The following is a 19,397-nucleotide window of genomic DNA, read 5'->3' on the forward strand; positions in this document are numbered from 1 at the left end:
GCGCCTATTCGGCGGGCACCAGCTCTGCGGGCCGCCGCTCTGCGTTGGCCATGATCCGCGCCGCCATCACGGCGGCGGCAACAAACACCACAGCCTCGGCCAGGAACACGATGCCAAACGCAGGCCCGTCCGCCACCACCGCGCGCATCACGTCGACCGCAACCGCGCCTGTCAGACCGCCAAAGCCTGCCGCCACAGCCTGTGCGGCCCCCCACAGCCCCATCCGCGTGCCTTCGCGCTGGCCGCGCCCCTGGGACGCAAGCGCCATCATCGACCCGATGGCCGCCACAGCGAACATCCCGTTGAAAAACCCAAGGCCAACGACAAGCGGCGTCAGCCCAAGCATGGTCGCGGAAAAGCCGGTCATGGCGATCAGGCCCAGAAACAGTGCCGAACCCAGACATCCCGTCACGACCCAGGCGCGCAGGCTCCCCAGCTTCAGCCCTGTCGCGACGACACCCACCGTCAGCATCCCCAGAAAAACGCCACCGTTCTGCATCCCGCTGAGCGAAGTCGATTGTCCGGGCGTAAAGCCAAAAACCAGTCCGGCATAGGGCTCCAGGATCAGTTCCTGCATGAAATAGGCGTTCATCGCCAGAAACACGAAGACCGTGAAATGCCGCGTCTCGGCTTCGGCCCAGATTTCCCGAAGCCCCTGCATGAACGGCGTGCTGTCGGACTGCGGCGTGACGGTCACGCGCTGCTCGATCCGGCCGATCGCCAGCACGGTGACCCCCCATGCCAGCCCGCAGATTGTCGCCACGACCACCATCAGTCTTTGCGGTGAATAAGGGTCGAGAAAATGGCCCGCCAGACCTGCGGTCACGGCAATGCCGAAGATCATCATCAGCCAGGTGATCGTCGCCGCCGCCGCACGACGATGCGGCGCAGTCGCCGTCGCCAGCAATGCCAGCAAAGACGTGCCCGACGCCCCCACGCCGATCCCGATCAAGGCGTAGCACAGAACCGACAAGAAGACCGCGATCCAATAGCTTTGCGCAAACAGTGTGACGGCAAAGGCCGCACCCAATGCGCCCAGCGCCAGAACGCCCATGCCGCCCACGATCCAGCGCGTGCGCTTGCCGCCAGTGTCCGAGGTGAACCCCCAGCGCGGACGCGACAACTGGATACCATAGTGCAGCCCGACCAGAAGCCCCGGAAGCACGGCAGGCAAGGCAAACTCGACCACCATCAGCCGATTGAGCGTGGACGTGGTCAACACCACGATCGCCCCCAGCGCCATCTGGACAAGGCCAAACCTTACAATCTGAAACCAGCTCAGCGTCATGTCAGCCCGATCTTGTAATAACAGCGAAATTTGTCGTTTTGTAATCTTACACTTACACTTTCGCTTGCATCAAGTGTTAAGTCCTCCTTACACTCACGCAAAGGCACGTCTGGAACGCTCGGACTGGCCGGATGGTGAAAGAGGGGCGCTTCACGCAAAGTTGCTGCTTGCTGTCTTTACTGTCCTGGCGTGCGCGCTACCGTACGACCATAAACTAGGAGGAAATAAAATGAAGTTATTGAATACACTCGCCGTCGGGTTCAGCTTGGTCGCAGCCCCGCTGCTGGCAGAAGGTCATGCCAGCGGCGATGCTGATGCGGGCGCAAAGGTCTTTGCCAAGTGCAAGGCCTGCCACTCCATCGTGGCGGATGACGATACCGTCATCGAACGCGGCGGCAAGATCGGCCCCAATCTTTACGGCGTCTACACCCGCCAGGCAGGTTCGGTCGAAGACTTCCGGTACGGCGATTCGATCGTCGAGGCAGGCGCGGCTGGCCTGATGTGGAACGAAGCCGACTTTGTGTCCTACCTTGCGGACCCCAAGAAGTTTCTGGCCGAATATCTGGACGACAGCAAAGCCCGCTCGAAGATGGCTTTCAGGCTGAATGACGACGAAGATGCGGCAAACGTCTGGGCCTATCTTGTCTCGGTCGGCCCCGAAGTCGCAGAAAAGGCAGAGACCGAAGCCACCAATTGAGCTTTCGCAGCAACGCGATATCCCAAGCAACGCCTCCCTCAGCGGAGGCGTTGTTTTTCGTGGCACAACGTTGCGGAGGCATGCGAGGCACCGCAGTTGAGCCGGATTTGCCAACGAAAGGAAATGTCTGCGCAAGTTGGAATGTCACGAAAAAACGGAAGTGATTAAAGATATATAATCAGTCACTTATGTGACTTCCGAAAACGAATCGAAAGCTATTCCCTGCGCACGAAACCTATAGAGTGCGCAAAAATTTTTTGATCTTTTTTTCTCGATGATCCGAGGCGGATTAAGACACAAAAAAAGCCCGCCTCGATGAGGCGGGCCATGAAATCTAAGTCGTCGGATATGATCGGTATCAGTCGTCCAAGGCTTTCATGAACGGATCATCTTTCCGGTACAGCGTCCTGTAGTCACTGTGGGTGAACGGCGTGGCGACCCGCGAGACCATGGTCTTCCCGACCCACCAGTCCGTGAAATTGTCCCGGATCAGAGTTTCCGTGCCAGCGTCTTGACATACCATGACCGCGCCCTTTGTAACCTCGATCAACAGACCCCACCGCGATGCCGCGGCAGCGACCAACCGGTCGAAGAAATCCTGAGTCATCAGATCAGGATCAACGTCCACACCAGCCCGAAGGGCATAGCTGCCGACGATTTCATGAATGGTCCTGTAATCTTCCGGAATATTGATGTCGCTGAAGCGGATCAGGTTGAGAAGCCGATAAAGCTGGGGCTCCGTCTTCATGTAGCCATCAAGCTCCGGCACGCCGGAGAAAATCAGCATCAAAGGCCAGTCATGGGATTTCATCAAAGTCTTGAAGGAGTCGAGTACCGCCAAGCGGTCAGCATCGCTCTTTTCACGAAAGATATGCTGGGCTTCATCAAAGTGAATGCCGACGATCCCGGCGAGCTTGGCCTCCCGAACGACGATGTCCCAGATCTCGCTCTGGGTCAGCCTAGCTTTTGAGCTTACAGGATAACCGATGGCATGTGCGGTTGCTTTGCCAAGATCTTTCCAAGTTCCGATGCCCTTCAACACGCACTCTGCGAACCGCGCGCGCGAACCATCGGGGAGAGCAATGTTGTCAGCGTTGAACCGGCGGATCAAGGCGCCAATTTCGGTGGTCTTACCCGTGCCGGACGGTCCCGTTACGAGCAGTCCTTCGGTCTCGAAGCGACCGCCACCGATCAGATGCCCCAAGTGCGAACTGAACACACGGGCGAAGTCTGACTTCAGTTTTGCCGCGCGACCCAAAGGATAAATACGGCTGCCCGTATGCGCGGCTGCATCCCGATATGCCTCTATGATGAATTCGCTCATACTTTACTCTCCGTGATGGGGCTGAACATAGGTTTCGTTTTTGCTGTCGGATCATCGAAATCCTCGAGGCCTACCTGCACTTCGGATTCAAGAGAAGCCATTTCATGCATTGGGTCCGTCGGCTCCTCTGCCAAGGTTGGCACTGGCCGACGTGGACTGTCGTACAGGTTGCGGTCCATGATGCTTCCAGGGGATGCTGTCACCATCGAACGGGACAGAGGAGCAAGCTCCACGTGGGCCATTTCGGCGGCTTCCCTGCGAAGCCTGTCGATTGTGACGTAGGATGACGGCAAATCAGAGTCAGGGAAAAACCCTGAATCGCGGATCCTGCGCCGACGCGCTTCCGAAAGATGCTGTGCATGCAGCATCCGCAGTTCTGGGTTGGCCTCAATCGCAGAGCGTTTCACGGCGAGGGCTTCGTCCAGCGTCAGATCTGCAAAGGTGGTCATCGAAAGACCCGCGGTGATGACTTTGTTCGTTTCCTGAGACAGGACGCTGACTTGACGGAGGTCGTCCGGATCAAGCATTACCGTACACTTCTTGCGTGCGCCTCCCGCGAAATTCTGAAGGTCCGGAGAATTGTAAGGTATGCCGAAAATCTGGACACCTTCGGATGTCGTTGTTGCCTGTTCCTCGACTCCCAGGTGAACGCGCAGTTGCTCTGAATTCGGAGCGTCAATACCTTTGGTCCTCTGAGAGACCTCTCCAAATTTCTGCCAAGGGGTCGCACCAAACATGCCCGTCCCATTGTGTGGAGTGTACGGGTATTCATCAACAAAGAAACGGGTGATGATCCCCATCAACGCGTCAGGCGTGATCTCAGCCTTCTTCTGACCGTCATATCCGTTCAATTCGCCCGGCCGACTGCCCGTATACCCGGGCAGGAAGTTCAGAACCTTCCATTGCAGTGTGCCGAACATCCGTTCCACATAGGTATTGTCAGTGGAATTGTACGCCCGACCGGTCACGACGGCAGTGCCGAGCCCGAGCTGGCTCGCGTAAACATCAGCGTTGCGGGCAGCTGTGCCGTTGTCTGACTTTACCAGTGCCAAACTCACCGGCGGCGCTGGCTCCCGGTTACAGCCATAACGGACCTTTTCACGGGTTTTGTCCCGCAGTGCCATGCGGAGAAGTTTCTTCTGATGGTCGCCATCGGCCGATTCAGCAAGGGTCCACGCCAGAGGCAACCTGGTGGCCAAGTCCAGCATGTAGAACAACCAGAGACGACTGATTTCCCCTTCCTCGAGAGGGTCATTCGCCTTCTTAGGATCTATTTTCTTGATCCCAGTGTTACCCTTCGCATCCGTAAAGATCGACAAAAGATACTGATCGGTCGGACAGGTCTCGCCGTACTTCAGTGCGCGCACATCCGTACAGCCCGCCCCGTACTTGTTCTGCGCGTGGCGTTTCCCATTACGCCCCGATTCCTTCAATGCTGGGGATAACAGGCTCAGCCGTGTGCGGATCGTGGTGATCGATGGCAACTTGACGCCGTTCAGAATGTCATATTCCGAAAACTTGAACGCCTCTTTCGCACCCTCATAGAGCGGGGCAATTTTCGGCTGCCGTTTTTCCATGTAGAGGTTCGCGACGTAATCGACAAAACGCTCCTGCGTGGGGCACAGACGTTGCCTTTTCTCTTCCTGCGGGCCTTTCCGATGATGCCTGCGCATCAAGACAACCGGCTCGCGACCGTACCTGATAAAATTGTTGCGCATTTCCTGAAGTACGCGACCTGTGGGCAAGGAGTGCGGACGCGTGGCACTGCCGATATGGACGTCATTGAAGAGCTTAGGATTATTGGAGAGTGTCTTTGCCATTTCGCGAAGACGCTGCCGGACATCGCGGCGATCCAGGAGCCGCTGGGTGAGTTTCCTGCCCTCATTTTCGAGGCCATCCATAGCGTGGACGAGCCCGAGACGCGCACGTACATCGCGCTGTTCATCCTCGGAGAGCTGAGCAACCTTTTCCAAGCCGCCAGTATAGGCCAGAAGGTTTTTGCGGCGCTCGGCCATCACTGGCGTGATGACCTGGCCGTCGCCGACAGTCAGGGCGTCGTTGATCCGCTGGAATGGCAGAACCAAGCATTCACCATCGTCGAGGCCCTCGACGGCATAACCGTCGGCCTCCTTGCCAACCACGCGCCAGCGGCGCCGTTCCAGGACCAATTCGGAGCCCTGAGGGATCCTATAGTCTACGACGACTGACATCAGGCGAGCCAAATCCGCGAGTATTCACAGATAACCGCATGCCAGTTCGCCTTGATAACGCCCTGCCCGACATGGCGAAGAATTGCGTTGAATGCCCGAGCTGCCGGGACCTCGCACTGCGTCAGCAATTCACGCATCAGCCAGTACCGGCCTGTGCGAGCACAATCGAGGACATGGGTGTCGGCTTCTTCGTCGACGGTCTCACTCGCCCTGTAGATACGTATCAAATTGTCCCGATAAGCACGCGTGTAGTGGTCGCCATTCACGACGATTTTGTCGTCCGCAAACCATGCCGGAGTGGCTTCGAAAATTGCCTTGATTTCGTCCTTGGTTTTTTGACGTGCGAGGCTCTCGCCATGGCGGACATATACCGCGCGTCTGAACCCATCCCTGAAGGTGATACGCAAATCGAAGCTATGTTCCGCCAGCTTCCCCTTGCGATTGCGGTAAGCAACGGGCGGAAGCTGCACCTCAAGACCGTAGAGATTGGGTGAGAGGAGCGCTTCGAGGCCGACCGCCATTTCGCGCTGACCATCAAAGTGATATACCTTGCGCTGTCCCTTCGTGGCGGGAGTGGCGAACGTCATGGACACGCGGGAGGCCGAGCTGCTGCGAGTCAGCGGATTGCGATTGCCGTCGTAGGGCAGGACACCCAGGATCGGATTCACTTTCAGCGCGGGAAGCTTTTTCTGCTTGCCTGTCGATGTGTCCCATTCGAGAGGATATGGCATGACGTCTCCGTTCTCATCCGCTCGCGCGAGTGAGGTCTTGAGTTAAGGTTTTCGGGTTCGGTCGCGGTTGCCTGAACTTTTTGAAGTTCTTACTGGGCAAGATTACGCGGCCAACGGCCCTTTTCTAGCGGTGCATATTCAGGTGCGCATGGTGATGCGGAACCGAAGTTTCATCGATCTCTAACCCGCTCAATGCGATTTGGCAGAAACCGTTCAACCCAATCCGATTCGAGTCAATTATTATTTTATTACAGCACATTAGCTTTCTATTCCTTCCTCGAAATCCGCACGCCTGATCGCCCCGTTCACGTCGGTCGTGAGTATCGTTCCATCACTTGGCCCAGCTCTATTTGCGCCCTGTGACAAGGATTTAGGTTTTGAGTTTTACGAATGAAAGCTTGGGGTAATTTTGAGATGTGGATGGAGTATCTACTTTACTCATTTCCAAGTGCTTGCCAGCGTCGCCGCTGCATCTCGCCTTGCAAATGCAGCAGGTGACTTTCACTTCCAAACACCATATCTGGGGGGAGGCTTGGAAAATCGGAGCAGATGCAGCGCCCGAGCAGACCGCCGTGGAACTTTGCCAAATTTTCGGTCAGTTTGCTTCGAAGCCTGATGGCTGTTGCGTATGCCATGTCGTGCTTGTCCTGAAGTTGCCGTAAAGTGGGCATCGCTCCTCTCTGCCGGTACTGGATAATCTCTTCTGCGAGCTCGAAATAGGCCTTCAGGCCCAGGTGAATGCGATGCAGGTCCGTTCCTGATGTCAGGCTGAATTGCTTCTTGCATTTTCGGCAGGTCTGGATTTTTCGCAGATCAAGAAAATGCGCGTTTGTCTGAAAGCAGGTCGGACATACTGGTCCATCTGGCCACCGTACCTCAAACAACCGAGCCTCGCAGGCATCCTCGGATGGGAAGGCGGCATCGATACCGCCGGGCGGCAGGCCGAGATACAGTGAAATCCAGTGTATCTGTTCCAGAGTCTTGTTTGAGAATAGGTCTGGCGTCATGTGGGGGCCATAGCACATCCGCCTGGTTCGAATGAACAGGCTAAGTCATGGCGCAAGCTTCTCAATCCCAATTGACGTTTCCCGCATCTTGTCCAGTCCAAATATTCGGGAACCTCGAGGCAGCGACACGAAGTAGTGTTCGAAAAAAAACGGATTGCCCATCTTGGTGTAGTTGTTTGGACCCAATCTGATGCTCACGCGGATTGCGTTCGAACGCATCGAACGCCATGATAGGAAAAAGAAATGCAGTCTCAGGCCTTATCGCATGCCACCTGGTGTCAACCAAAACCCCGAGCAGCTCGCCCGGGACCGGATAAATGAACGCCTACGGGCGTCCGGTTGGCATGTACAGGACAAGGAAGCGCTCGATTTTAACGCGGGCCTTGGCGTGGCCGTCCGCGAGTACCAGACGGATAAAGGGCCCGCCGACTACGTCCTGTTCGTCGACAGACATGCGGTCGGTGTGGTCGAGGCAAAACCCGACAACCGGGGCGTCCGCCTGACCTCCGTCGAGGAGCAGTCCGAGGGCTATGCGAACGCCAAGTTGAAATGGGTCACCAATGCCGAACCGCTCCCGTTCCTCTACGAGAGCGCTTGCCGGGTCACACGCTTCGTCGACCGGAACGGGCAAACGTCGGAGCTCACTTGCCGTGTGATAAATCCGGCATTGCTCACAGGACCGCCCAACCAGCGATGACTTACAACTTGAACGCCTGAGGCATCCCGATATCATTTATGGTCCAGAATTCGATACCATTGGTCGCCGGAACATAAGAAAGCTGCCACCTCTCTGCGCCCGCGTATCCGCAGCCTTCTTGGTCATCTCTCCACCCTCGGGGCCAACCATGTAGATCATCAGATCACACAGATCCGACATCACATGGGTTCCCCGTTCGACCTCCGCCATGAATTCGGCCTGCGGGATGGGACCGCCGCGCAGTCTCATGCGTCTGCTGCGCCCCGTAACCGCATCGGCCAGCGCTGTCGACTGCCTGCGGGAGGTGTCCTGCGTCGCGTGGTCGAGCGCGTAAAGGTCCAGAAACGCTTCGGTTTCCGCCTCAAGCATAAGCAGATCGGAAACGCCGCCCCGCGCGTTCCAGTCCGCGATCAGCGCCTGTGCGGCGACCCGGTCAAATCCGGGGGCGTTTGGCGTGACGACTTCCAGCCGATGCGTATCGGTCCTGATCTTACGCTCTGCCAGCCAGTCCCCGAAATCCGACAGCGTCGCCGTGAAATCGAAGTCGGGGCCGACCGACAGCGGCCCCATCACACCCACACGGACCCGCTTTTTCCAGCAGGACCCCGATGGGTCGGCGTGATATTGACGGCGCGCTTCCTTGAAGACGGCGCGGACGTTGTTGGAATCCTTCGAGATTTCCTGGGCTGCATGTTCCTGCAACTGCGCAAAGGGCAACATGAGCCAGTGAATTTTGCGACGATCGTCGCGATCCTTGCGGGTCGGGGGATCTGCCGTGGTCTGGGTCCAACCCTCCGCTTGTCGCTCTGCAACCCAACGGTCGTGTTCCGTCACGGACAAGTCCGCAATTGCCGCTTTGAGATCGAGAACCTCGTCGATCACGTTCGGATGCAGCCTGAGTTCCGCAGCAGCCGCACCTTGCGGGGGAACAAGTCCAAGCGTCTGGAACATCTCTACCGCCGACAGCGCCGCCCGGGTGTTGGTCCGCTTCTTTCCTAGGGTCAGACTGTCCCAGGTCACTGAATACTCCGGTTCGGCGGTGTTCCAGATCTCGTGCATGGCCCGGCCAAGCCGCATTTGCATCTTATCGAAGGCTAGATCCGTCACGCGCACCTGGGGTCCTCCGAACCGGTATAGCCCGCAGGTCACGTCCGTGATCGGGTCTGGTGCAACAGTCGATGTCGCGCGCGACCGCATCAGGATCGGCGCCAAACACAAACCCTGTTCGTCCTGCAACCGGCGCAGCCGCAGGGCGATGTCCACATTGATCGCGTCGCTACCCGTGCAGACGATGATCGCCGTCAGCGGTGCGACCCGGGCTTCCGCCGCGATCAACGGATCCTTGGCAACGCCCAGCGACCCGCATTGCGCGCCGTCCAGCTGTTCCGTCCGGGGCATGTCCACCGCATCGAGAAGCCCCCCACGCTCCATCTTCAACTTGGTCCAGGCGGCTTCGGCGTCGCAATCGAAGGTCCAAATCTTGAGCTTGCCCAGATCGCGCGCGTGGCACCGCAAACCCAGTTCCTCAATGATGCCAAGCGCCATGTCACCGATCCCGATGATCGCGATATGCGGGCAGTCCTGCCCCCGCAGACGCGCGATGTTCATCGGCTCCAGCTCGGTCACCAAGGCGCGCGCCGTGAATTCGGTTTCGCTCAGGATCGGCACCGCGTCGAACGTGTGGGACCAAAGATCGAGATCGGCATTGATGTTCTGCTTTTCCGACCGGATGCGCATGGGAAACTTTCCGCGCAACCTAACGAGGCTTTGCGCCCGCTCGACGTTGACGCTTGCCTCGGGATCGCCGAACACGACTTCTGCGGGGCTGCGACCCAAAGCGGCGTCAAGCGCCGCGTCGTCGATGAAATCGATCTCAGCCTTCAGGATATCGCCGCTGCGGTCTTTCAGCGTCTGGGCGGACAGGACCACTTCGGTATCGATCAGGACAAGTGTATCGCCGCGCGCCTTGCGGGCCAAAAGGTAGGACAGCGAAAAGTCATTGACCCCGACAAGCACCAGATGACCGCTGAGCCGCGCCACCCGCCGCCGTCGAAGCCATCCGGCGGCGAAGACAAAAACGACCCCAAGCACGAAAGCCAGTCCCGACGCGGCCCCGAGCCATCGCGTAAACTGAACCCCGGCGTCGGGGTGATTGTGGTAGATGTCGCTGCCGCCGATGGCGAGGACACTTGCATAAAGCGCCTGATCCCATTGCAGCGGCACGCAATCCGCATCGCCGATGGGTGTGCAGTCCAAATGCATCCAGGCATAGGTCCCGATCAGAACGGTCAGCACCGATATGGCCGCGACAAGACCGAAAACCAGGCGGTTCGAAGATGTCATGGTGGTCCCCCGTTAAATGGCGTCGGTGTGAGCGCGGAAACCGGTTTCATACCAAGAGTTGATCTAGGTCGAGCGTCGCGTCGATATACGCACGCGTGATATCGTAGAGCGGCGCGATGGCGTCGGGATCGTCGATCCGGCGGATGGACCTCAGCGTGCGGACATCCATATCAATCCCCGCCCGGTGCAGTTCAGGCATTTCCAGCGGCAGATCGAGGCGCAGAAAGGCGAACGCAGGTCCCCCCATGAGACTGTCGTGTTCAAGCGTTCCCACTTCTGAATTGATATGGGCGGGCCTGCGCGACTCACCCAGCCATTCCATCATCGACAGACTGTGCAAGTCTGCATCGTTCAACATGCCCCGCAGGCTGAGGTAAGCGGTCCGGATCGGGGACATACGCGCGGCCGCCTTTGCCGGTATCGGCTCCCGAAACCGTCCTGTACCAATGGACAGGACGAACATCTGGTCCAGGCCCGCGGGCCAATTCAGCCCGAAGGCCCGCAGCCGCGCCATTTTGAGCAAGGAAAGACTGGGATCGTTGTAGGGAGACAATCCGCCGTCCACGAACACGCCTTGGGCCTCGCCCTCGGCGATGTCCAGCGTCATTTGGTCGAAATATGTTGGCGCGGCGGCGGAAGCGCGCAACAGCGGCGCCAGCGAATAGTGCCGGTTGCCCAGAAACGATCCATCTGCCGGGTTCTCGAAATAGGGTGCGGTGGGGATATTGTTGACGATCCAGGGCTGCCCGGTGTCAATCCGCTTGAGAACAATCGCAAGATACGTCTGCAACGCGTCGCTGCCCAAGGTCAGGTCACCCACGTCGCGGCGCAGTTCGACCTCGAGCGCCGCACCGTCGAACACCGCGGCCTGCCCTTTTGCCCACCATCGCCGCCGGGAAAAGAACGTGCGCGCCCTGTTCAGATAGAAATCCGCAACCCGCTCAAGCGGATGCCCCAAGGCAATTGCCGTCGCGATCAGCGCCCCGGTCGACGTCCCGCCAACCAGGTTAAACACGTCACACAGCCGCGTGTCTGGCCCAAAACGTTCGCGGTACGCACGCTCGACGGCCTCCAGAAATGCCACCTCGACGATGCCGCGCACCCCTCCGCCCGACAGTGCCAGCAACCGCTTCACGGCTCAGGCTTGTTGAGATTGAGCATCTTCCAGCCAATCCCGATAGTCCTGTTCGGACGACTGTTCGTTTTGATCTATTAGATAGGTCAGCTCCTTCCGGATCTGATCGAAGACTGGCGGATTGTATTCGTCCGTGTTGTGCGGATCGGGCCGGGCGATGATGCACAGACCGGAATTGTATTTCTGCGTGTAGAACCTAAACGTGTAGAACAGGCTTTGCTCCGTCATGCTCGCGCGGAACGGCAGGTAGCGCTTGCGCATCCGCACCACCCGGAATCCGTCGGGCGGCAGATCGAGACGCCCGCGCTTGCGGATACTGTCGTAGGTGCGCCGCTGGGTGTTCCATATTCGATAGGCCGCCTCCAGATCCTGTATCGCCGGTTCGGGCCCTTCCCTGATGTTGGTGCGGCGCAGGTGGTCTTCGGAATAATTATCCGGATGCCGCGTCAGAATCGTGACTTTCACGCCATCGAGCGCGCGCTGCAGCAGCAACTCCTCTAGGTCGATCTCTTTCCCGTTGCCGTCCAGAAAATCCTGTTTCAGGATCTGGCGCATGTTCGAACTGGCAAGGGTGATGTATTCCCTGGCATCGAGAAACTGCTGTGACCATTCCATGGGCGAAATGTTCTGGAACCGCCCCAGCAAATCCACTTTGCCATGCGCCAGTTGCGTGGGCTTGAAGGTCTCGAACGGTCGCAGGCGGGGTTCGGTGTTCAGCCGGTTCAAGATCGCCTTGGCCAGTTCTTTTCCGGATTGGACGGCATCCCCGGACTCGTCCTTCTGAATTTCAAGGGAATCATACGGGACCCGAAACATATCGTTGATGTCCGACGGCGGCTCGCATGTCAATTCGTGCAAGATGATCGGATTACGCCAGAGACCCATCGCCCACCCCAGCTCGATATAGGCATTGGGCTTGTTGTTGGTCATCACCATCACGACGACGTCGCTGGTGTCGATCAGCTCCACCACACGCTTGCGGATCGTGCCTGCTTCGCCTTCGTCGAAGCCCCGCGCGTCTGTAAGCTTCACGTCGTATCCGGCTTGTTTGCAGACTTCACGCGCCGTGGCGAAAACGGTCCGGTCCAATCGCGAAATTTCGTTCCAGACCTCCACCTCCTGTTCGGAACCCTTCTGATTGCCGAACGGACAGATAACGAAGCACGAGCGCTGCAAAAGTCTTAATGGATCGTTAACCATTCCTAACTACCCTCTAAATTGAATTTGAAAATTAAGAAGTATCATATCCCCGATGGCGCACCTCACTTCCCCGCCTGAGCCGCTCGACGAGAAGGAACCGACAGAAGCGCCGCAAAGCGGTGAGGTGCTCCCGCTGCCGTTCCTGGACCTCAATACCGTCGTGAAAACCGTCAGAATGCTGCGCGGGATGAGCGACCAACGCATGCTGGACAACTTCAACCGACGCGTTGAGACATCCGACTAGGATCATTCCGGCACCTCGATCTTTGTCCTTGCGCAGATCTTGCCCCGCTCTTCGAACAACTCAAGCTCAGACGACGTCCGACCCATTTGCGTCGCGGCGGCGGTTACCCAGCGGTCCAGCAGCGCAATCCGCTGCGTTGCCTGGATTCTATGTTGCGTGGGCTCAAGATCCTGCGGGACCACGTCGATGAATTCGACCGAAACCCTTCCATCCACCTCGCGGCTTTCCAACAACCTCCTGAGGCAAGCGACCGCCAGATTGTCGCCCTGCCCCCCCGCGTTGAAGTCGGTGAACCGCACCTTTCCGGTACCGGCCTCTTCCATGCGCCACCAGAACAGGGGGTCGCCGTCGATCGTCATTTGCATCGAAAAGTCATCCTTACGGAACAGCAGACGTCCTTCGGCGCTGTGCGCATCGTCCGAAAGGGGCTGTGTGGATCGCGGCAACACAATGTACCTTTCCATGGCTGTCGAGTATAAAACCCCTTAATCTTCCCTGAAATTCTATACGCCAGCCTCGTAAAGTCCATCATGTTCTTGCTCGCCTCCCTACAGTCCCCGATCAACATCGGAATGATTCTGCGAACCGCCGAAGTCTTCGGCCACGGTGTCACGATCTATGACCCCACGAATGTTATGCAGGGGGGCAACCTCGACTGGGTCGCGGACTTTGGCTGCGGCAGTTTCGGGCGCCGCCCCCCGTTCGTGTCGCCGGACCTGAGTACATGTCTGGATCGCGCGCAGGGGCGCGTCATCACCACCGCGGCCGACGGGACCGCAACCCCTTTGGGTGCCTTCGTCTGGCAGCCGGACGACTGCATCGTTTTCGGAAACGAGTATGACGGCATCCTGAAACAGATCGAAACCAACGCGGATGCGACGGTTTGGGTGCCGGTCCCGAAAAGATACCTGCCAAAGCCCAAATCGAAATCGCCCATCGACCCGGATCGCTCAGACGGGGTGGTCAATGATGGCTCGACCAGCCTCAATGTCGCGGCCACGGCAGCGATCATCGCTCACGCGATTTACGCTTCCAGAACGGACCTCGGCAGCTGATTGACGCAAGCGTCAAGGACTTCGCGCGTTTGAATCGTCTGCTTCTCCACCTCAACAAGAATGCGACCGCTTCGAGGAACGGAGAGTGCGAACCGCGCCGGTTCGGAACGGGCAATCCCACCGGCCACCGTGGCGCTTTCGCCTTTTTGGTTGGCAAGAACACATCGAATACGGCAGTCTGAGGCAAGGGTCGGAACATGAAACTTGGGATAGGCAGGTTCATTGAGCGAGACATCCGTGCGCATTTTTCTGTCGTCACCCAGCGACGTCTCGGCGGAACGCGCCGCGGTAGAACGTGTGGCGGCCCGTCTGAATGGCCGGTTCGCCCCCCTCAAGCTGGAGGTCTACCGATATGAGGCCGACACCTATTTTTCGGCCCACACCGGCTTTCAGGAGCAGATCCCGGACGTCACCGAATTCGACATCGTGGTCGGCATTCTATGGTCCCGCATCGGGTCGGCGCTCCCGCCGGACTTTCCCCGCCGTATCGACCGAAAGACGCCCTATCCCTCGGGCACCGCATTCGAATTACTGACGGCGATCGACCACCGCCGCAGTGAAGGCTCCGAAAATCCGGACATCTTTGTGTATCGCAAGCTGGCCGGGCCGCCTGCCGTCCCGCCCGACCAGATAGATGCCTACGAAAAGCGGCTGAGCCAATTGCGCGTGCTGAACGACTTCATCAGCCGCTGGTTCGTCAACGAAACCGACGGCTTCTCGGCCGCATTCACCTCTTTCGAAACGACATCGGAATTCGAAGAGCGGATAGAGCAGCATCTACGCAAATGGATCACCGACCACCGCGTGTCCGATAACCCCGTCAGTTGGCGGGTCGAGGATCGCGGGTCTCCGTACCGCGGCCTCAAGGCGTTCGATGTGTCGCATCGCGACGTCTTTTTCGGGCGCGGCACGGACATCGAACGCGCACGCGAACGTCTTGCCGACACAAGCGAACAGGGCAACCGGTTCCTTCTGATCGAGGGAGCGAGCGGATCCGGAAAATCCTCGCTTGCACGCGCGGGCCTACTGCCGCGTCTGAGCGACCTCAATCCAGACAGGATCGCCATCGCCCTCCAACCGGGCAACGGCGATGCCAGCCCGGTGATGGCATTGGCGACCGCGTTGTTCGATTCCGATCTGGCGACAGAACTGGCCAGCGGCGATTTCACCACGGCCGGCGCCCTTGCGTCCCACCTCCTCAGGACGGGTGACCCGGCCCCGATCATGCGGGCCTGCGATCGCCGCGCCGCGCATCTGGCCGACGTCCGGGGTCTTGAACAGCGCCCCGGTGTCGAGGTCGTCATTCTGATCGACCAACTGGAAGAGCTTTTTGCATCGCAGATCGCGACAGATGAACGGGACAGTTTTGCCGAAGTGCTTTCAAGACTTGCCGACAGGCCGCAGGCGCTGATCGTGGCGACGTTGCGGGCCGATCAACTGGCCAAGGCGCTTGAGCATGAAATCCTTCTGCGGCTGATCGATTCCGGTGCGCGGCTGAGCCTGGCAAGCCCCGGCGCGGATTCGCTTGCAGAGATCGTCCGCGCCCCGGCCCGTGCGGCCGGCCTTGCCTTCGAAATCGGGCCCGATGGTGTTCCGCTGGACGACAGGCTCCTCCGCGAGACCGAAGGGGCGGCCGCTCTGCCGCTTTTGCAATTCACCCTCGAACAGCTTTTCATCATGGCACAAAGCCGCGCAGAAAAGACGGGCGGTGGTGACCTGACGCTTTCGCTCGAAGACTACGATGCCCTGGGCGGCATCGGTGGCGCGATCGGGCAGCAGGCAGAGGCCGCGTTCGCGCAGGTCGACGAGAGCGCTCGCAAGGCGCTGCCCCGTCTGATTCGGGCCCTGACCGACTTTGGCGGCGTCGCCAACCCCGTGTTGCGCAGCGTCCCGCTTGGCATCGTTGCGCAGGATCCGGCGACCCAACGCCTCGCCGCCCGGCTGACCTCGGCCCGGATACTTATTCAGGACGCGCAAAGCGTGCGCCTGAGCCATGAAAGAGTCCTGACAAGCTGGCCGCGCGCCCGAACGGTGGTCGACGCCGCCGAGCGTTTCTTGCGGGTCCGCGCGGCGCTCGAACAGGCCGAGGCCGACTGGCGCACCGCCGGGCAGCGTCGCGATCTGCTGCTGCCCGCGGGCCTTCGCCTTGCCGAGGCCGAAGACCTGGTGGCCACCTATTCCGAGGAGATACCGACAAAGACCATCGCCTATGTCGAAGCCTCCGGCCTGCGCGCCCGCAGAACGCAGCGACTTACACGGGCTGCGGCGTTGATATTTGCTGTGGTCTCCGTCTTTGCGCTTTGGTCCTTCAATGACGCCCTCAAGAAGGGCGACCTTGCCAGAGACGCCGCCGCCCTTGCCGAAGCCGAAAGCGCGCGCACCACGCAGGCCCTGTCGTCAGCGGAAACGCATCTGCGCGCGCTCCAGCAATCCAAGAGCCAGCAACTCGCGTCGGAGGCATTCGATGCGCTCGACTCCCGCGCCTATGACCGCGCCCTGACGCTGGCGGTCGCTTCGGCGGGGCCTGCCGGGGATGACTGGCCCGATGTTCCGCTCAGCTCTGCCGCACTTGCGGCGGCAAACCTGTCCGCGAGTTTTGGGTATGCCGTGCCTCTGGCCACGTTGCGCGGTCATGAAGGAACGGTGCAGGGCGGTCTTGTTACGACGGACGGATCACGGGCGCTGACCTGGTCGCTCGATGGGACAGCACGGATCTGGGACACCGCCACCGCAGGCCAGCGCCACGTCCTGAACCATGAGGGACCCGTTTTGGGTGGGCAGATACTGGACGATGACACACGGTTCGCGACCTACGGCCTGTCCCCCGATGTCACTTTGTGGAACGTCGAAACCGGCGACCGCATAGCGGACGTTTCTCACGCCGCCGTCGTTCTTGGCGTCGTGGCGTTCGATGAGGGTCGGTCGATGGTGTCGTTCGGGGTGGGCGGGGACGTGATCGCTACGTCAGCCGCAGATGGGCGCACACTCGGGAAATTTGAAAGCTCCGACACCGTGCGCGCGCTTGCGATAGCCGAAGATCAAGATCGCGCCCTTGTTCTGAATGGCGGGGTGACGTTGCTGGATCTGCCGAACCTGGACGCCGTCACGACAGAAGCGAACGACACATCGCCCCGGTTCGATGCGGGCCGTTTCATCGGAGATGAGGGGGACTGGGCGGCGTGGTCCGGCAGCGGTCGGGGGGTCATCGGGCGGTCCGACGGCACCTTGCGGGCCGATGTCGCCATGGAAGAAGCCATCCTTGGCATGGTCTATCTGGAAGGATCCGACGCCGTCTTTTTCTGGACAGCAGAAGAAATCCGGCGTGTCGATGTTCGGACCGGGCAAGAAACCCCTTTGGTCACGAATCAGGAAAACCTGTCGTTTGTCGATCGCATACCGGGACGCGCGTGGCTCGCCTGGGCGACACGCACCAACCAAGTTCACGCAATCTCAGAGGACGGCGTGCGGAAAGGGGTCATCACGCTCGACGGTGCCGTCGAAACGCTGACGAGCACCGGCGCCGATGGTCAGTTGCTGGCCGCATCTTCCAGCGGCAGGGTGGTCGTATTGAGCGTCGAGGAAAGATCCGTGTCACGGGGCGGCGATCCTGAACGCCCGGAACTCGTTATCGATACGACAGGCCAGACTTTGCATGACAGCCCGGCGCGGTTGCTCAATACGTCCGACAATATCGCCATCAGCGGCGGACAGGACGGGACGCTTCGATTTTGGGTGATGGGGACCGGGCATGAAATTGGCCGCATCACGCATGCTGGGTCGGTGCGCGGTCTCGCCAGTGGTGCGTCGACCCTGCTGAGCTGGGCGGATGAACCCGCCGCAAAGCTTTGGCGCTGGACCCCTGACCCGGTCCTGACCGAACGCACCACGATGACGGGAACCATTACGGAGGTGATCGTCGGGCCGGTTCAGGATCGGGTGGCTTTGCTGAACGAGACCAACACGCTCCAGTTGATCGGGCTGAGCGAGGGCATGCGCCGGACCGAGCTGACCCTCGAACTAATCCCGCGTTCCGCAGCATTTTCCCCGGATGAAAGCCGTCTTTTGCTTTGGTCGGCGGACCGCGTGCAGCTTTGCGACACAAGCGCGGGTGCCTGTGATCACCCTTGGGGTCCGGGGTCCGCAATCGTTCACATCCAATGGCACATCGACCGGCTGTTGATCGCCACGGAAGATGGAAAAGTCCAAAGTGTGCGGCCCGACGGCACCGATGCAAGGCCGGTCGCCGACCTTGCTGCCCCGACATCGGTCGAGGTCTTTGCCGGGGGTACGGGCAGTTTCGTCCACGGCGCTGATTTTGGCGTATTGATGTCGGATACCCTCAAGGGGGGACCCATTGTCATTCAACTGACGGATCTACGCCCCCAGAGCAGCAACATCGGGACGGCTGTCCTTTCACAGGACGGCCAATCGCTTTTTCTGAGCGTGCCCGGTGAAGGTGGCCGCCATGTCGATCTGCAAACCGGTCATATACTTGATTTCCCGGAACTGTCCAAACAGAACATACGGGCACAGATGCTCGACGAGACGAGGTTTGTCGTGGGATCGGTATCGGGCGGCGTGTGGACCATCGATACGCGCACTGCAGAGATTAAAGAGATCTACAATGTCGGCGGGGGGGTCCAAAGCATCGCGGCACTTGGCAGTTCGGGCGAATTCGCGGTCGTCGCCGGCGCTCAGGACGCAGAGACCGGGGTCATCATATCGGCAAACGGGACACCCCGGGCTTTCTTTGACGTAAGCGGGGGGCATACAAGGCTCAGCGCCAACGCAAAGGCGATCATCGCCCTGAACACCGCGGGTCAGACCTTCGTTTTGGTAGATGCGGTGACCGGGTCTACAGCGCTGAAATCCACCTACGCGGCTGACGAACCCCGGCTGCTGATCGGGGACAGACTGCTCCTTTCAACGCTGGGTCGGGTGCTGAACGTGACCGACCTGAACCCCGGGCGCGCGATCCTCCTGGAGCAGGCAAGAAAAAGCGCCAAGCTTCTCGCACCGCTTGATGCCATCGAAGCCTGCGAAGTCGATGCCTTTTCGGTCGTCGATTGCTCCAGCGTGGTTTCGGATACCGCCCTGGCCCTGCGGGTGGACGAAGGCGTCACAAGTTCGGGAACCGGCTTCGGCAACGTGCTAGACATGGTTTTGCGAGACGACGACGCGCCAATCTTCACGCTCGAGCTTTCGGTCATGCGTGACGGCAAGCTGGCGCTTTTTCACACTCAATCCTTTCGCGATGACCTCGCGTTTTATCTGTATTCGGAAAGCCGGCGGTCGATGAGCTTTGTCACCGAACAAGGCGAGGTTCGGTCGTTCGGGTTCTCGGTGAAAGAAAGCTTGATGAAGAGCGCCCGTAATCGACGCGAGGTTCTGGCGATCAAGCTCGATCCGGTGACGCAGAAGGCCATCGAGGGCTTTTACGTCCCCCTGATCTGGATGCGTTGAGAG

14 protein-coding genes are annotated in these 19,397 nt (G+C 59.4%); 5 read left to right on the plus strand and 9 right to left on the minus strand.

From position 1 onward, the window contains the following. Positions 1-4: 4 nt before the first annotated feature. Positions 5-1,288 carry a BCD family MFS transporter gene (locus NTA49_RS01665; protein ID WP_258292909.1) on the minus strand — a complete coding sequence of 428 codons (1,284 nt, stop codon included), beginning with the start codon at positions 1,286-1,288 and terminating at the stop codon, positions 5-7. Positions 1,289-1,517: 229 nt separating this feature from the next. On the opposite strand from NTA49_RS01665, the gene NTA49_RS01670 reads away from it, so the two are divergent. Continuing rightward, positions 1,518-1,985 carry a c-type cytochrome gene (locus NTA49_RS01670; protein WP_258292910.1) on the plus strand — a complete coding sequence of 156 codons (468 nt, stop codon included), beginning with the start codon at positions 1,518-1,520 and terminating at the stop codon, positions 1,983-1,985. A 358-nt stretch (positions 1,986-2,343) separates the two neighbouring features. Here NTA49_RS01670 and NTA49_RS01675 read toward each other — a convergent pair whose 3' ends face one another. The 4 genes from NTA49_RS01675 to NTA49_RS01690 form a co-directional block, all read right to left on the minus strand. After that, positions 2,344-3,309, minus strand: a complete 966-nt coding sequence (locus NTA49_RS01675; protein ID WP_258292911.1) for an ATP-binding protein — start codon at positions 3,307-3,309, stop codon at positions 2,344-2,346. Next, on the minus strand, positions 3,306-5,477 hold the full coding sequence (locus NTA49_RS01680) for an integrase catalytic domain-containing protein (protein WP_258292912.1): 2,172 nt from the start codon (positions 5,475-5,477) through the stop codon (positions 3,306-3,308). Before NTA49_RS01680 ends, NTA49_RS01675 begins: the two co-directional genes overlap by 4 nt. Before the next feature lie 41 nt (positions 5,478-5,518). Further along, positions 5,519-6,250, minus strand: coding sequence for a hypothetical protein (locus tag NTA49_RS01685; RefSeq protein ID WP_258292913.1), 732 nt, complete (start codon positions 6,248-6,250; stop codon positions 5,519-5,521). Between the two features lie 434 nt (positions 6,251-6,684). Beyond that, a complete protein-coding gene (locus NTA49_RS01690) occupies positions 6,685-7,257 on the minus strand; it encodes a transposase (protein ID WP_258292914.1) in 573 nt (190 codons plus the stop codon). A gap of 190 nt (positions 7,258-7,447) precedes the next feature. Between NTA49_RS01690 and NTA49_RS01695 the strand changes: the two genes are divergently transcribed. Further along, the gene (locus tag NTA49_RS01695) at positions 7,448-7,954 is read left to right on the plus strand and encodes a hypothetical protein (RefSeq protein ID WP_258292915.1); all 507 of its coding nucleotides are present in this window, start codon (positions 7,448-7,450) and stop codon (positions 7,952-7,954) included. 36 nt (positions 7,955-7,990) lie between these two features. Here NTA49_RS01695 and NTA49_RS01700 read toward each other — a convergent pair whose 3' ends face one another. From NTA49_RS01700 to NTA49_RS01710, 3 genes are read right to left on the minus strand one after another with little or no spacing between them, the layout of a single operon-like run. Further along, entirely contained in the window at positions 7,991-10,297 is a 2,307-nt protein-coding gene (locus NTA49_RS01700) for a hypothetical protein (protein ID WP_258292916.1), read from the minus strand. A 46-nt stretch (positions 10,298-10,343) separates the two neighbouring features. Further along, positions 10,344-11,432: a patatin-like phospholipase family protein gene (locus NTA49_RS01705; RefSeq protein WP_258292917.1), complete on the minus strand. Its 1,089-nt coding sequence runs from the start codon at positions 11,430-11,432 to the stop codon at positions 10,344-10,346. 3 nt (positions 11,433-11,435) lie between these two features. After that, positions 11,436-12,632, minus strand: coding sequence for a nucleotide-binding protein (locus tag NTA49_RS01710; RefSeq protein WP_258292918.1), 1,197 nt, complete (start codon positions 12,630-12,632; stop codon positions 11,436-11,438). A gap of 52 nt (positions 12,633-12,684) precedes the next feature. On the opposite strand from NTA49_RS01710, the gene NTA49_RS01715 reads away from it, so the two are divergent. After that, complete coding sequence (locus NTA49_RS01715) at positions 12,685-12,876, plus strand: hypothetical protein (protein WP_258292919.1); 192 nt, start codon at positions 12,685-12,687, stop codon at positions 12,874-12,876. A gap of 2 nt (positions 12,877-12,878) precedes the next feature. Here the strand turns inward: NTA49_RS01715 and NTA49_RS01720 are convergent, their stop codons facing one another. Next, positions 12,879-13,322 (minus strand): hypothetical protein, encoded by a 444-nt coding sequence (locus tag NTA49_RS01720; protein ID WP_258292920.1) that lies wholly within the window; start codon positions 13,320-13,322, stop codon positions 12,879-12,881. Positions 13,323-13,406: 84 nt separating this feature from the next. On the opposite strand from NTA49_RS01720, the gene NTA49_RS01725 reads away from it, so the two are divergent. Then, positions 13,407-13,931: a TrmH family RNA methyltransferase gene (locus NTA49_RS01725; protein WP_258292921.1), complete on the plus strand. Its 525-nt coding sequence runs from the start codon at positions 13,407-13,409 to the stop codon at positions 13,929-13,931. Between the two features lie 222 nt (positions 13,932-14,153). Next, on the plus strand, positions 14,154-19,394 hold the full coding sequence (locus tag NTA49_RS01730; RefSeq protein WP_258292922.1) for an NACHT and WD repeat domain-containing protein: 5,241 nt from the start codon (positions 14,154-14,156) through the stop codon (positions 19,392-19,394). Positions 19,395-19,397 lie beyond the last annotated feature (3 nt).

This window comes from Pseudosulfitobacter koreensis, from assembly GCF_024733015.1.
Taxonomy (GTDB): Bacteria; Pseudomonadota; Alphaproteobacteria; order Rhodobacterales; family Rhodobacteraceae; genus Pseudosulfitobacter; species Pseudosulfitobacter koreensis.

Coding starts and splice junctions, on each gene's coding strand:
- NTA49_RS01670 (WP_258292910.1), top strand. CDS start 1,518: ATGAAGTTATTGAATACACTCGCCGTCGGGTTCAGCTTGGTCGCAGCC.
- NTA49_RS01710 (WP_258292918.1), bottom strand. CDS start 12,632: ATGGTTAACGATCCATTAAGACTTTTGCAGCGCTCGTGCTTCGTTATC.
- NTA49_RS01695 (WP_258292915.1), top strand. CDS start 7,448: ATGCTCACGCGGATTGCGTTCGAACGCATCGAACGCCATGATAGGAAA.
- NTA49_RS01715 (WP_258292919.1), top strand. CDS start 12,685: ATGGCGCACCTCACTTCCCCGCCTGAGCCGCTCGACGAGAAGGAACCG.
- NTA49_RS01700 (WP_258292916.1), bottom strand. CDS start 10,297: ATGACATCTTCGAACCGCCTGGTTTTCGGTCTTGTCGCGGCCATATCG.
- NTA49_RS01725 (WP_258292921.1), top strand. CDS start 13,407: ATGTTCTTGCTCGCCTCCCTACAGTCCCCGATCAACATCGGAATGATT.
- NTA49_RS01690 (WP_258292914.1), bottom strand. CDS start 7,257: ATGACGCCAGACCTATTCTCAAACAAGACTCTGGAACAGATACACTGG.
- NTA49_RS01665 (WP_258292909.1), bottom strand. CDS start 1,288: ATGACGCTGAGCTGGTTTCAGATTGTAAGGTTTGGCCTTGTCCAGATG.
- NTA49_RS01685 (WP_258292913.1), bottom strand. CDS start 6,250: ATGCCATATCCTCTCGAATGGGACACATCGACAGGCAAGCAGAAAAAG.
- NTA49_RS01675 (WP_258292911.1), bottom strand. CDS start 3,309: ATGAGCGAATTCATCATAGAGGCATATCGGGATGCAGCCGCGCATACG.